Raw genomic sequence first — 13,157 nt, forward strand, 5'->3', positions numbered from 1 at the left:
GTCATTGCAGCGGCCGTTGTCATGCTTGGTGCTAACGCTCGATCAAGCGCCCAACGCCGGGTCGCTCATGCTGCTCTTGCCGGTCTCCACGTGACCCGCAAAACGCCGCATGAACAGCGGGTCGGTGTCGACGGTAATCGCCAGGTCGTACCAGCCGTGCGCATTGCGAAGATCGAGGTAAAGCTGATCCGTATCGCCGCCACGCACCACGCGTTTGATTGTGTGCTTCGGATCATACGCATTGACGATCGTGAACTTGCAATGCGCGCTGCCCACGTTTTCGAGGCGCAACTGCAGATTGCCGTTCGCGACGTCGTAACCCTCGATAACTTCGGGCCGCGCAATATCGGAGCCATCCCACCAGTTCCGCGCAATGGGGCGGCCAGTGAAGCGGCGCAAGAAGCCGTTCGGACCGTGGACGGTGAAATCGTAGGTGCCGTCCACGTTCAACGGGAAATGATCCTGCAGGCGCTTGCCGGCCTCGACCGTATAGGTACGCGGCGCCTCGAGACTGTGCGCGGCATAGACGAGAAACACCGCGCCTGCGCTGCCCGTGTTGACGAAGCGCATGGTCAGCGTCTTTTCCGCGCCTTCACCATGCACGCGTACGAACAGTTCATACGGCAGCGCGCGGGCAGGGCGCACGCCGGGTTCCTGGCGCGGGACCGCTTGTATTGCCGGCGGCAGCGGCACGTAATCTGGATGACGGTTCTGATCGGCCGGCACATAGCCGCTCGTGCCCGGCAGTGTCGGAAAGGCGTCGTTCGGATTGGCGAAGTTGAACGCCGACGTCAGATCGCCGCACACGGCGCGACGCCACGGCGAAATGTTCGGCTCGCCGAAATTGTGCTGTTGCCCGAAGCGCTGTTCGATAAAGCGGATCACCGACGTATGGTCGAACACTTCCGAGCACACGTAGCCGCCTTTCGACCACGGCGAGACCACGAGCATCGGCACACGCGGGCCGAGCCCGTACGGCGCGGCAACGTTCTTCGCATCGCCCGGATAGATTTCGTTGACGGTGTCGACGGTGGAAAGACCGTTCGCGCTCGAACTCGGCGCGCAGGGCGGCACCATGTGATCGAAGAAGCCGTCGTTCTCGTCGTAATTGATCAGCAGTACCGTCTTGCTCCACACCTCGGGATTCGACGTGAGTATCTGCAACACCTGATCGATGTACCACGCGCCGTAGTTGGCGGGCCAGTTCGGGTGTTCCGAATACGCTTCCGGCGCGACGATCCACGAGACTTGCGGCAGCGCGTTGTTCTGCACATCGCGCTTGAGAATGTCGAAGTATCCGTCGCCCTTTGCCGCGTTGGTGCCGGTGCGCGCGTTGTCATACAGCGGATTGCCCGGCTGCGCGTTGCGGTACTGGTTGAAGTAGAGCAGCGAGTTGTCGCCGTAGTTGCCGATGTACGCGTTCTGCGTCCAGCCCCACGAGCCGTTTGCGTCGAGTCCAGTGCCGATGTCCTGGTAGATCTTCCACGAAATGCCCGCGTTTTGCAGCACTTCCGGGTAGGTCGACCAGCCGTAGCCGAGCTCCGAATTGTCGATCACAGGACCGCCGCCGGTGCCGTCGTTACCTACGCCGCCGGCCCACATGTAGTAACGGTTCGGGTCGGTCGGGCCCATCAGCGAGCAGTGATACGCGTCGCAGATGGTGAACGCGTCGGCGAGTTGATAGTGAAACGGTATGTCCTCGCGCGTGAGGTAAGCCATGGTCGTCGCGCTTTTTGCGGGCACCCATTGGTCGTAGCGGCCGCCGTTCCATGCGGCGTGTGTGCTGTTCCAGTCGTGCGCGAGGTCTTGCAGGAATTGCAGGCCGAGGTTCGGCGCGCTGGGGCGGAACGGCAACACATAACCGAGGTCGGCGGCGAGCGGCTGATACCACACCGGCTTGCCGTTCGGCAGATTGATCGCGCGCGTGTCGCCAAAACCGCGAACGCCCTTGAGCGTGCCGAAGTAGTGGTCGAACGAGCGGTTTTCCTGCATCAGCACGACGATGTGTTCGACGTCGCGGATCGTGCCGGTCTTGTTGTTCGCCGGAATGGCGAGCGCGTTGCGGATGCCGGGCGGCAGCATGCTCAACGCGGTGACGGACCCGGCTGCATGCGCGGCGGAGCGTAGAAAATCACGGCGATTTTTTGAGGTCATGATTTGGGCTTTCGATCTTCAGTAGAGGAACGATGCACACGGCGCGCGCGAGTGAGCCGCACGTCGCGTGAAGCGCGGGACTCAGTCAACGGTATGAATAACGGGTGTGGCGAGCGGCGTCGACCCGGCTGCGGACAGGGCCGGGTCGGCGCTTGATGCGGGTAGTGCTGGGCTTTGAATCGTGACAGCGGCAGGCGAGGGGGATGCGGGTACGGAAGACGGATTCGCCGACAGCACGGCAGCGGTGTTGCTGTTGTCGGCGGAGTTATGGGTCGGGCTGATGTTGCTCGTGTCGGGCACCCTGGCGTCGTCGTTGCCGCAGGCGCCGATCAGCGCGCAAAGCGGCAGCGCCACGAGCGCGCCCACCAAACGTTTGCGATGCAGGGCAATGATCGGCTTCGGCACAACGGACATGGCGATGTCTCCGGCACGGGGAAGATGCGCGCGGGCATCGACATGCCCAGGTAGCGATGCGAAAAGAATAGCCGCTTACCTGTGTAAGTTTTATGAAGTTTTGGAAATTTGAGGATTTGGTGGGAATTGGGGAGTTGCGTGGGGGAATCGCGCTTGGGCGAATCGCTTGGCGTGCGCGCGACAAGCGATGATGTCGGCGCGTGATTCTGCACGCGCCGCGAACCTACAGACCTGCTCGTGAAAACTGCCGCTTACTTTTCCAGATTCAGAAACGGCAACGGGGCGCCCGCGCCCATGTAAGTGGGCAACTTGCCGTCCCAGCGATTGATTGCCTGCAATTGCAGATACTCGCGGCCGCCATTGGTTTTCACGGCCTGCGCCTGAATCGCGATCGACTCCGCCTCGCCACGCGCCTTGGCGATCTGCTGATCGGCTTCGAACTTCACGCGTGCGAGTTCGCGCTCGGCCTGTTCGGCGCGCTGGCTCGCGGTGACCTTCGCTTCGATTGCCTGATCGAACGCCGCGCTGAACTTGAAGTTGGTGATGTTGATATCCTGAATCAGGAAGCCGTAGCCTTTGAGCTTCGTGATGAGGCCGCTCATGATGTCGGTCGACACCTGCTGGCGCTTCGTGACCAGCTCCTCCGCGGTGTAGCGTGCCGCGACGGCCTTGAACACCTCGAACATCGCGGGTTGCACATACGACGCCTCATATTCGAGGGACGGCGCCATTGCATACAGCGCGCGCACCTTGTTGGCATCGACGCGATAGTTCATCGTCAGATCGGTGTGCACCGACTGCAAATCTTTCGAGGCCGCCTGCGCGCCTTCCACTTTCGCGACATCCAGCCCGACGAATACTTCGTGGACGCGTGACACGGGGCTCACGAGGTGCGGGCCTTCGGTCAGCGTTTCCGCTTCGATATGCCCGAACGTCGTGACGACGCCAATATGCGATTGTGAAACCTGCGTAAAGCACGAGAATAGAGAGCCGACCGCCACGACCAGCACGAACGCAATCACCCCATAGCGCATTTGCGGCTGATGGTCTTTACGCAGCGATTTCGAAGCGAATACGGATGCCGCGCCGATAATGGCGGCAAAGAAAAGCACAACGATGATCTGGCCCATGTCGATGATCTATCAGGTGAAAGAACACAAGAAAAGGACCGGCGTTTTATGGCTTTACGCGGCCGGCCCGGATGCGAAGGTGCGACGCCGTTAAACAAATTTGTCGTTTTATGTTTCGGCGATTAAAAGGACATCGGCGAATCGCCGGCGAAGTCTACAAGCATATTGAATGCTTTCGCAATGGCATCTTTTAGAGAGAGACTCAAATGGCGCGCGCTGATTTAACACGCATAAGAAAACTGCGCCGTGTGGCGCAGTCGTGAAAGGCTCGAGAAGTGTCGTTTATTACTGTCGATGCCGCGAGACAAATGCCGCAATCGCCTCGTTCAGCCGGTCGGGCGCATCGCGATGCGGCGAGTGTCCGCAAGCGTCGAGCCTGGCGAGTTGCGCATGGGGCACATGCTCCGGGATCGTGTCGATCTGCGCCATCGTGCCGTAGTTGTCGTCGTAGCCTTGCACGGCTAGCAGCGGCTTGCGGATCGACGCGAGTTCCGCCGCAATCGACCAATCCCGGAACGCCGGATTCAGCCAGATATCGTTCCAGCCATAGAACGCGGAATCCACATCGGCGTGGTAGCGGCTAAGTTTGCTGCGCAATTCGGTGGTTTCGTACAGCAGCCTCGTCTGCGCAATGCTTTGCACGGACAGGTCTTCGACGAACAGATGCGGTGCGATGGCCACCGCGCCGGCGAGTGCGTCGGGATGCAGCGCCGCATACAGCAGCGCGATAGAGCCGCCGTCGCTATGGCCGATAATCCACATGCGTTCGCGCTCGCGCAGGTCGATACCGAGTGCGTCGAGCAGGGCGGGCAGAATATCGCGCGCCTGATCCGTCATGAAATTGACCGGCCATTTGACGTGGTGCGGGCGCGGCGTCGACAGTCCGTAGCCGGGACGCGAGTAGACGAGCCCGCGCATGCCGAGCCGCTCACACAACGACTGCGGCCAGTCGCGCCACATCGCGATGGAGCCGAGTCCTTCATGCAGAAAGACGGCTATTGGCGCATCGTTCTTAACGCCGCCCGCTGCATTGTTCGCCCAACGATATTCGATGCGCAACGGCCCATGCGATGCCGTAACGGGCAAGTCGGCGAAATCACTAGCCGGGATCTCGATGGCGGGGTTCTGCATGCATCACCTTATGACTGTTCGCGCAGTTTGAAGCGTTGAATTTTTCCGGTGGCCGTCTTCGGCAAGTCGTCTACGAACACGATATCGCGCGGATATTTGTGCGGCGCGAGCCTGTCCTTCACGAAAGCCTTCAATTCATCCACCAGTATCTCAGACGCCGGGAATTCACGCTTCAATACGACGAACGCGCGGGTCTTTACAAGGCCGCCGTGATCGACACCAACCACCGCCGCCTCGAGCACCGCGTCGTGCTGCACCAGCACCATTTCGACTTCCACTGGCGATACATATTGCCCGCTGACTTTCAGCATGTCGTCGCTGCGGCCCGCATACACATAGCAGCCGTTCGGCAGACGGCAGTACTTGTCGCCGCTGCGGATCCATTCGCCGAGAAACGTGGCCCGCGATTTTTCGCGGTTACTCCAGTACATCAGCGCCGCACTCGGGCCTTTGATATAGAGGTCGCCCACTTCGCCGTCGCTGACCGCGTGGCCGCTCTCGTCGCGCAACTCGACTTCATAGCCCGGCACGGGGCGCCCCGTCGTGCCATATTCGACCGCGCCCGCGCGATTCGACAGGAAGATGTGCAGCATTTCCGTCGAACCGATGCCATCGAGAATTTCGCAGCCGAAGTGCCTCGTAAAGCGTTCGCCGATTTCGCGCGGCAATGCTTCGCCCGCCGATGTGCAAACGCGCATCGCGACATCTTCACGCGCGGGCAGATTCGGCGAGACGAGCATGCTCGCGTACAACGTCGGCACGCCGTAGAAAACGGTGGGACGGTGGTGCGTGAGGCGCGCAAAAACGGCGTCAGCGGCGGGGCGCTCGGCCATCAGCACAGCGGTTGCGCCGACCGACAGTGGGAAGGTCAGCGCGTTGCCGAGACCGTAGGCGAAGAATAGCTTGGCCGCGGAAAACACCACGTCGCTTTCGACAATGCCTAGAACCGGCTTCGCATACAACTCCGCGGTCCAGTACAGATTTGCGTGCGTGTGGACCGTGCCTTTCGGCTTGCCTGTGGAGCCAGATGAATACAGCCAGAATGCGATGTCGTCGCAACCGCTTGCAGCGGGTTTTGCGGCCGGCGCGGCGGCGTCGATCAGATCTTCAAACACAGGCGAAGATAGCGGCTCGCCTTCAGATGCCTGCGAGGCGCGGTTCGAAACGATCAACTGGCAGCCATCGTGCTCGGCGGTGTCCAGCGCCTGCCTGACGTTCGGCACCAGTGCGTTCGACGCAATCACCGCGCGTGCATGGCTATGCGTGAGCATGTACACGTAATCGTCGGGCGTAAGCAGCGTGTTCGCGACCACCGGCACGACGCCTGCGTAGAGCGCGCCGAGAATAGCGATCGGCAACGCGACCGTATCCAGCATGACCAGCAGCACGCGCTCTTCCGGATGCACGCCCAATGTGCGCAACGCGCTCGCGAAGCGCCGCGCGCGTTCTTCGAGTTCGCCGTAGGTCGTGTGCCCGCTGTCGTCGATATAAGCGGTCTTGGCGGCGCGCGCCTCATTCAATTGGAACAGGTGAGCCGCGAAATTGAAGCGTGCGGGCGGCGGGGCGGCCGTCACGGCAGGCTGACTTGCAGCCGGTTCGAACAGGGCTTCCATATGTCTCCTCCATCGAGTGGGGGCGGTCCGGCTGTTATGTGCTCATGATCCGCTGAATGCTTGCGTGCGCTGTTGCGTGAGATGCGTGCGATGCGTGAGAGGTTGCTCGCCTCGCGCCTTGTTTCGTCAGGCCGTGGGTAAGTGAGTGACTCCTGTCAGCGCGTCGATTGCCGCCGCCGATGCCTGGATCGCCGAGCGCCGGTGATAAAAACCGAGCGCGCGCAGGCCGCCGAGTTCTTCGCCGCCGCCCGCGCGGCCCGGTCCGCCGTGCAACGACATTGGCATCACATTGCCGTGGCCGGTCTGGCTCTGCTGCACGGAAGGAGAGACCGCATGCACGCGGCCGTGGGAATCGGCGAGTTCCAGCGCGAGCCTGCCGAGGTGCGCATCGTCGTTTGAATAGAGCGACACGACGAGCGATCCCTGACCGCGTCGCGCCAGCGTTACGGCATGCGCTTCGGGCAGGTCATCAGCGGTGTGCGTGACGCGATACGGCGCCACGCTCGCCACAGGGCCGAATACTTCGACGTCGTGCAGCAGCGTCGCGTTATCCGGATCATTGACGACAAACAGATGCGGCGCGACGCAAGCCGCAGTCGTTGCGTCTGCGTCGATAAGCGGCGCATCCGAACCGTCGTACGCGAGCACCGCTTCCTCACGCAAGGCGGCAATGCCCGCCAGCACGTTCTCGTATTGCGCGCGGTTCACGAGCGAACCCATGCGGACAGCGTCGTTACGAGGATTGCCAACGGTGATTTTTGCGAGCTTCGTTTTCAGTGCATCGATCACGGCGCCGAGTACCGTGTCGGGCACGAATGCACGCCGGATCGCCGTGCACTTTTGCCCGGATTTCACGGTCATTTCGCGTGCGACTTCCTTGATGAACAGTTCGAACGCGGGCGTGTCGGGCGTGGCATCCGCGCAGAGAATCGCGCTGTTCAAGCTGTCCGCTTCCACATTCAGACGCGCGCCGCGTTCGACGAAGGCCGGATGCGCGCGCAGCGTTGCGGCGGTTTCGGCTGAGCCCGTGAACGAGACGACATCGAATGCCTGAATCTGATCGAGCAGGCCCGCTGAGCTTCCGCATATCACCGAGAGTGCGCCGTGCGGCAAGATGCCTGCGTCGACGACGTCGGCGATCATGCGTTGCGTCAGCCACGCCGTCGCGGTTGCGGGTTTGACGATGACGGGCACGCCCGAAAGCAACGCGGGCGCCGCTTTTTCCCACAGGCCCCACGAAGGGAAGTTGAATGCGTTGATAAAGAGCGCGACACCACGTGTCGGCGTCAGCACGTGCTGCACGCTGAACGACTGGTCCTTGCTCAATGCGCTTGCGTTGCCGTCGCGCAGTGCATGCACGTCACCGAGCGATGCACCAAGCTTCGCGTAATACGACAGCGTGAAAATGCCACCGTCGATATCGACCGCCGAATCGTTGCGCGTGGTGCCTGAGTTCGCGAGCGCGATCGCGTAGTAGTCGTCACGCTTTGCTTGCAGCAGCTTGACGATATCGGCGAGGCGCGCGGCGCGCTGCGCATAGGTCAGCGCGCGCAGCGCGGCGCCGGCTTCATTCCGTGCGAAGCGGAAGGCTCGCGCGAGATCGAGGCCCGAGCTCGAAACGCGCACGAGCGCTTCGCCGGTGATGGGATCGGTCAGCGTTACGCCTTCTCCCGCGCCCGCGATCCATTCGCCTGCCACGTGGTTCTTCAATAGTTCGATCATGACGGCCCTCACGCGGCGGTAAATTCGATTGCGCCTTGCGGCAGGAGATAGAGGACCAGCGCCTCGCCGTTCGCCACCGTCGGACGATGCGCGGAGCCCGGCTCGTAGACGCACCAGCCGGCAGGGTGGGTGTCGAACGTCGCACCTTCGGTGAGCGGCATGATGAGATCGATCTCGCCATGCGGATGGACATGATGTGGGCCGGCAATGTCCTTCATGTGGACAACGTCGACGGAAAAACCGTGCGTGTCGGGCAGCGCCTTGAAGATCCGGCCGTAGCGGATGCCACCGCCTTCGCGATTGCAGAGCCAGCCTTCGGCGACTCCGGTGCGGCACGCGTCGGCGAGTTCGCGAAAGGTCGAACTGCTGGCCGGATAGGTGCTATTCAACCAGGCGGCGAGTTCGGCGTTCAGTGGCCGGCTGGCGAGTTGCTCGGTGACGCCCGCAATCAGGCGTTGAAAATCGGATGGGGACATGCAAGCCTCCGGACTGTGCGCACGCACCTTAATGCATGTGACGCGCTGCGCGGTCTCCGTGATGCCGCTCGAAAAATAGCGGCAGTCTTGGTATGTGGATCAATGTTGGGCGAAAATTAACCGTTCACGCGATGTGTGTCAAGCACTATAGTACATGTATAGATGTTTGGAAGGAGAAAACATGAACCAAGGTTACACTCCGCCGGGAGCAGGCTCGCCGTCACACGACGCGGCCGATCAGGAAGCCGGCGGTGCCGAGCGGACGGACCGCGGCGGCGAGCGGACCGGCGAACGCGAAGAGCGCGATCCCTTTCTCACCGCCATGGGCGAGCGCGTACGTCTGCTGCGCGCGCGCCGCGGCATAACCCGCAAGACGCTGGCCACTGAGACGGGCTTGTCCGAGCGCCATCTGGCGAATCTGGAATCGGGCGTGGGCAATGCGTCGGTGCTAGTGTTGCGGCAGATCGCGGCCACCTTGAATTGCCCGCTGGCCGAAGTGATCGGCGACGAAACCACTGCATCGGCGGAATGGCTGTTGATTCGCGAACTGCTGCACGGGCGCGACCAGGCGGCGTTGCAGCGCGCGCGCGTGGCGCTCGCCGAGATGTTCGCGCAGGCGCCGCGCGATCCGCATCGCAAGGACCGGATCGCGCTGATCGGGCTGCGCGGCGCCGGCAAATCGACACTGGGTCGCATGCTCGCGCAGGAGCGCAAGGTGCCGTTCGTCGAGCTGACCCGCGTCATCGAGCAACTGGCCGGTTGCCCGCCCGCAGAAATCCACTCGCTGTATGGCGCAAGCGCTTACCGGCGCTACGAGCACCGCGCGCTGGAGGCCGTGATCCAGGAGCACGAGCGTGCGGTGATTGCGTCGCCGGGCGGTTTGGTGTCCGAGTCCGGCACGTTCAACGCGTTGCTGTCGCACTGCTTCACCGTCTGGTTGCAGGCGGCGCCGGAAGAGCACATGCGCCGCGTCGTCGCGCAGGGCGATCTGCGGCCGATGTCCGGCAACAAGGAAGCGATGGACGATCTGAAGCGAATCCTCGCGGGTCGGAGCGAGCTTTATGGCCGCGCGGACATGACCTTCGACACAAGCGACAAAACTTTGGCGGACGCCTATCTGCAACTGCGCGACCGCCTCGCCGCAAGGCTGGCAGCTGAGGCGCCCCACGAGGCGCCCGCAAACTGAGATGCATTGAGACGCTAGGGTTAACACGGAAACATGCAGTAAAGTGCTTTACATGGGTGTGACGATGCACTATTGTTCGATCAACAACTCGCATCGCCCAGTCAGGAGACGCCCATGTCCACAGCAGAAACAGCCATCGCGCCGGTCGACTACCGCACCGATCCCTCCCAGTACAAGCATTGGAAGCTCAGCTTCAACGGCCCGGTGGCGACGCTCGGCATCGACATCGCCGAGGACGGCGGCATTCGCGACGGCTACAAGCTGAAGCTGAATTCGTACGACCTCGGCGTCGATATCGAACTGCACGACGCGATTCAACGCATCCGTTTCGAGCATCCCGAAGTCAAGACGGTGGTGCTGACGAGTCTGAAGGACCGCGTGTTCTGCTCGGGCGCCAACATCTTCATGCTCGGTCTTTCGTCGCATGCGTGGAAGGTCAACTTCTGCAAGTTCACCAACGAAACGCGCAACGGCCTTGAAGACTCGTCGCGTCATTCGGGTCTTAAGTTTCTTGCCGCGGTGAACGGTGCGTGCGCAGGCGGCGGCTATGAGCTTGCGCTCGCTTGCGACGAAATCTATCTGGTCGATGACCGCTCGTCGTCGGTATCGCTGCCTGAAGTGCCGTTGCTGGGCGTGTTGCCGGGCACGGGCGGACTCACGCGTGTGACGGATAAACGCAAGGTGCGCCATGATCGCGCGGACATCTTTTGCACGGTGGTGGAAGGTATTCGCGGCGAGCGCGCGAAAGCATGGCGTCTCGTGGATGAAGTCGTGAAGCCGAATCAGTTCGAGCAGGCCATAGAAGCCCGCGCGCTCGAACTCGCCGCGCAAAGCGATCGCCCTTCGGAGGCCCAGGGCGTGATGCTCACGCGCATCGCGCGCACGGATCGCGAAGACGGCCTCACCTATAAAACGCTCGACGTCACGATCGATCGCGCGAAACGTATTGCGACGTTCACCGCGAAAGCGCCGCAAACGGAACAGCCAGCGAATACCGACGCGATCGTCGCCGCAGGCGCGAACTGGTGGCCGCTGCAATTCGCCCGCGAACTCGACGACGCCATTCTGTCGATGCGCACCAACGAACTCGAGATCGGCACGTGGGTGTTCCGAACCGAAGGCGAGGCGCGCAACGTCCTCGCCGCCGACGCCGTGCTGATGCAGCACAAGGATCACTGGTTCGTGCGCGAAACGATTGGGCTGTTGCGCCGCACGCTCTCGCGCATCGACGTGTCGTCGCGTTCGTTGTTCGCGTTGGTCGAACCCGGCTCGTGCTTCGCCGGCACGTTCGCGGAACTCGCGTTTGCCGCGGATCGCACGTATATGGCCGCATTGCCAGGTAATGAGGAAGAGGAACCGGTCATCACGCTGTCGGAAGTCAACTTCGGCCTCTATCCGATGGTCACGCATCAATCGCGACTGGCGCGCCGTTTCTATGAAGAAGCCGAACCGCTCGACGCCGTGCGTTCGCTGATCGGTCAGCCGGTCAAGCCGGTCGAAGCTGAACGTCTGGGTCTCGTCACCGCATCGCCGGATGACATCGACTGGGCCGACGAAATCCGCATTGCACTCGAAGAGCGCGCGGCAATGTCGCCGGACGCGCTGACCGGACTTGAAGCGAATCTGCGCTTCAACGGTCCCGAGACGATGGAGACCCGCATCTTCGGCCGTCTTACCGCGTGGCAGAACTGGATCTTCAACCGGCCGAACGCAGTGGGCGAGAAGGGCGCGCTCAAGGTGTACGGCAAGGGCAGCAAGGCGCAATTCGACGTCTCGCGCGTTTGACACGGCGTAACGCCTGCTTCCCGATACACGCCTCTCATCTTTAGCACTGCAAGGAACCGACATGTCAACGATCAACTACAGCGAAAAGATTCCGAACAACGTCAACCTCGCCGACGACCGCGCGCTGCAACGCGCGCTCGAACAATGGCAGCCGAATTTCCTGTCGTGGTGGGGCGATATGGGCCCCGAAGGCTCGCATGGCTACGACGTCTATTTGCGCACGGCAGTGAGCGTGGATGCGGGCGGCTGGGCGCATTTCGATCACGTGAAGATGCCGGACTACCGCTGGGGCATCTTCCTGACGCCGGGCGAGCAGGACCGCAAGATTCACTTCGGCGAGCACAAGGGCGAAGCCGCATGGCAGGACGTGCCTGGCGAACATCGCGCGAATCTGCGCCGCATCATCGTGACGCAAGGCGATACCGAGCCGGCGTCGGTCGAGCAGCAACGTCATCTTGGCTTGACCGCGCCTTCCATGTACGACTTGCGCAACCTGTTCCAGGTCAATGTGGAAGAGGGCCGCCATCTTTGGGCGATGGTGTATCTGCTGCATCGCTACTTCGGCCGCGATGGTCGTGAGGAAGCCGAAGCATTGCTCGGCCGCCGATCGGGCGACGAGGACAACCCCCGCATTCTCGGCGCGTTCAACGAGAAGACGCCTGACTGGCTCGCGTTCTACATGTTCACGTATTTCACCGACCGCGACGGCAAGTTCCAGCTGTCGGCCCTCGCCGAGTCTGGCTTCGATCCGCTCGCACGTACCACGAAGTTCATGTTGACCGAAGAAGCGCACCATATGTTCGTCGGCGAATCGGGCGTTTCTCGTGTGATCCAGCGCACTGCACAGGTCATGAATGAACTAGGCACGGACGACGTCGCGAAGATTCGCTCAGCCGGTGTGATCGATCTGCCGACCATCCAGCGCTATCTGAACTTCCATTACTCGGTGACGATCGATCTGTTCGGCGCAGATCATTCATCGAACGCAGCCACGTTCTATAGCTCGGGCCTGAAGGGCCGCTATGAAGAGAGCAAGCGCGACGACGATCATCAGTTGAACGGGCAGAGCTACAAGCTGCTCGACGTGCAGGACGGCAAGCTGGTGGAGCGCGAAGTGCCGATGCTCAACGCGATGAACGAAGTGCTGCGCGACGACTACATCAAGGACTCGGTGGCGGGCGTGGGACGCTGGAACAAGGTGCTCGAAAAGGCTGGCATCGATTTCCGTATGACGGTGCCGCATAAAGCGTTCAATCGGCTGATCGGCACGTTCGCGGGCACTCGCGTTTCCCCCGACGGCCGCGTCGTGAGCGAAACCGAGTGGGCCGCCAACGAGGCAAAGTGGCTCGCCACGCCGGAAGACCGCGCGTTCGTTGCATCGCTGATGGGCCCCGTCACCGAGCCCGGCAAGTTCGCGAACTGGATTGCGCCGCCCGCAATGGGCGTGAACCGTCAACCGGTCGATTTCGAATACGTGCGCTTCAACTGAACGCACGAGATGCACGAAGCGCGCGTGACACGCTTGCGCAGCACTACATGGTGGAGG

Annotated in this window: 10 protein-coding genes; 3 read left to right on the forward strand and 7 right to left on the reverse strand. The window is 62.0% G+C overall.

The window, feature by feature from the left end; all coding sequences use genetic code 11:
* Positions 1–42 precede the first annotated feature (42 nt).
* From C0Z16_RS02525 to C0Z16_RS02555, 7 genes are all read right to left on the reverse strand, one after another.
* Positions 43–2,154: a phosphocholine-specific phospholipase C gene (locus C0Z16_RS02525; protein WP_102630669.1), complete on the reverse strand. Its 2,112-nt coding sequence runs from the start codon at positions 2,152–2,154 to the stop codon at positions 43–45.
* A gap of 81 nt (positions 2,155–2,235) precedes the next feature.
* On the reverse strand, positions 2,236–2,568 hold the full coding sequence (locus C0Z16_RS02530; RefSeq protein WP_102630670.1) for a hypothetical protein: 333 nt from the start codon (positions 2,566–2,568) through the stop codon (positions 2,236–2,238).
* 251 nt (positions 2,569–2,819) lie between these two features.
* Complete coding sequence (locus tag C0Z16_RS02535; protein WP_102630671.1) at positions 2,820–3,698, reverse strand: prohibitin family protein; 879 nt, start codon at positions 3,696–3,698, stop codon at positions 2,820–2,822.
* Positions 3,699–3,983: 285 nt separating this feature from the next.
* On the reverse strand, positions 3,984–4,829 hold the full coding sequence (locus C0Z16_RS02540; RefSeq protein ID WP_102630672.1) for an alpha/beta fold hydrolase: 846 nt from the start codon (positions 4,827–4,829) through the stop codon (positions 3,984–3,986).
* An 8-nt stretch (positions 4,830–4,837) separates the two neighbouring features.
* Entirely contained in the window at positions 4,838–6,442 is a 1,605-nt protein-coding gene (locus tag C0Z16_RS02545; protein WP_102630673.1) for a benzoate-CoA ligase family protein, read from the reverse strand.
* A 126-nt stretch (positions 6,443–6,568) separates the two neighbouring features.
* The gene (locus tag C0Z16_RS02550; protein ID WP_102630674.1) at positions 6,569–8,164 is read right to left on the reverse strand and encodes a 3,4-dehydroadipyl-CoA semialdehyde dehydrogenase; all 1,596 of its coding nucleotides are present in this window, start codon (positions 8,162–8,164) and stop codon (positions 6,569–6,571) included.
* An 8-nt stretch (positions 8,165–8,172) separates the two neighbouring features.
* Positions 8,173–8,640 (reverse strand): DUF4863 family protein, encoded by a 468-nt coding sequence (locus C0Z16_RS02555; protein WP_102630675.1) that lies wholly within the window; start codon positions 8,638–8,640, stop codon positions 8,173–8,175.
* Positions 8,641–8,821: 181 nt separating this feature from the next.
* On the opposite strand from C0Z16_RS02555, the gene C0Z16_RS02560 reads away from it, so the two are divergent.
* The 3 genes from C0Z16_RS02560 to boxB all read left to right on the forward strand — a co-directional run bounded on the left by C0Z16_RS02560 (position 8,822) and on the right by boxB (position 13,100).
* Positions 8,822–9,826, forward strand: a complete 1,005-nt coding sequence (locus tag C0Z16_RS02560; protein WP_102630676.1) for a helix-turn-helix transcriptional regulator — start codon at positions 8,822–8,824, stop codon at positions 9,824–9,826.
* A gap of 114 nt (positions 9,827–9,940) precedes the next feature.
* A complete protein-coding gene (boxC, locus tag C0Z16_RS02565) occupies positions 9,941–11,611 on the forward strand; it encodes a 2,3-epoxybenzoyl-CoA dihydrolase (protein WP_102630677.1) in 1,671 nt (556 codons plus the stop codon).
* Positions 11,612–11,672: 61 nt separating this feature from the next.
* Complete coding sequence (gene boxB / locus C0Z16_RS02570) at positions 11,673–13,100, forward strand: benzoyl-CoA 2,3-epoxidase subunit BoxB (protein WP_102630678.1); 1,428 nt, start codon at positions 11,673–11,675, stop codon at positions 13,098–13,100.
* The last annotated feature ends 57 nt before the right edge of the window (positions 13,101–13,157 follow it).

The organism is Paraburkholderia rhynchosiae (assembly GCF_002879865.1).
GTDB lineage: Bacteria > Pseudomonadota > Gammaproteobacteria > Burkholderiales > Burkholderiaceae > Paraburkholderia > Paraburkholderia rhynchosiae.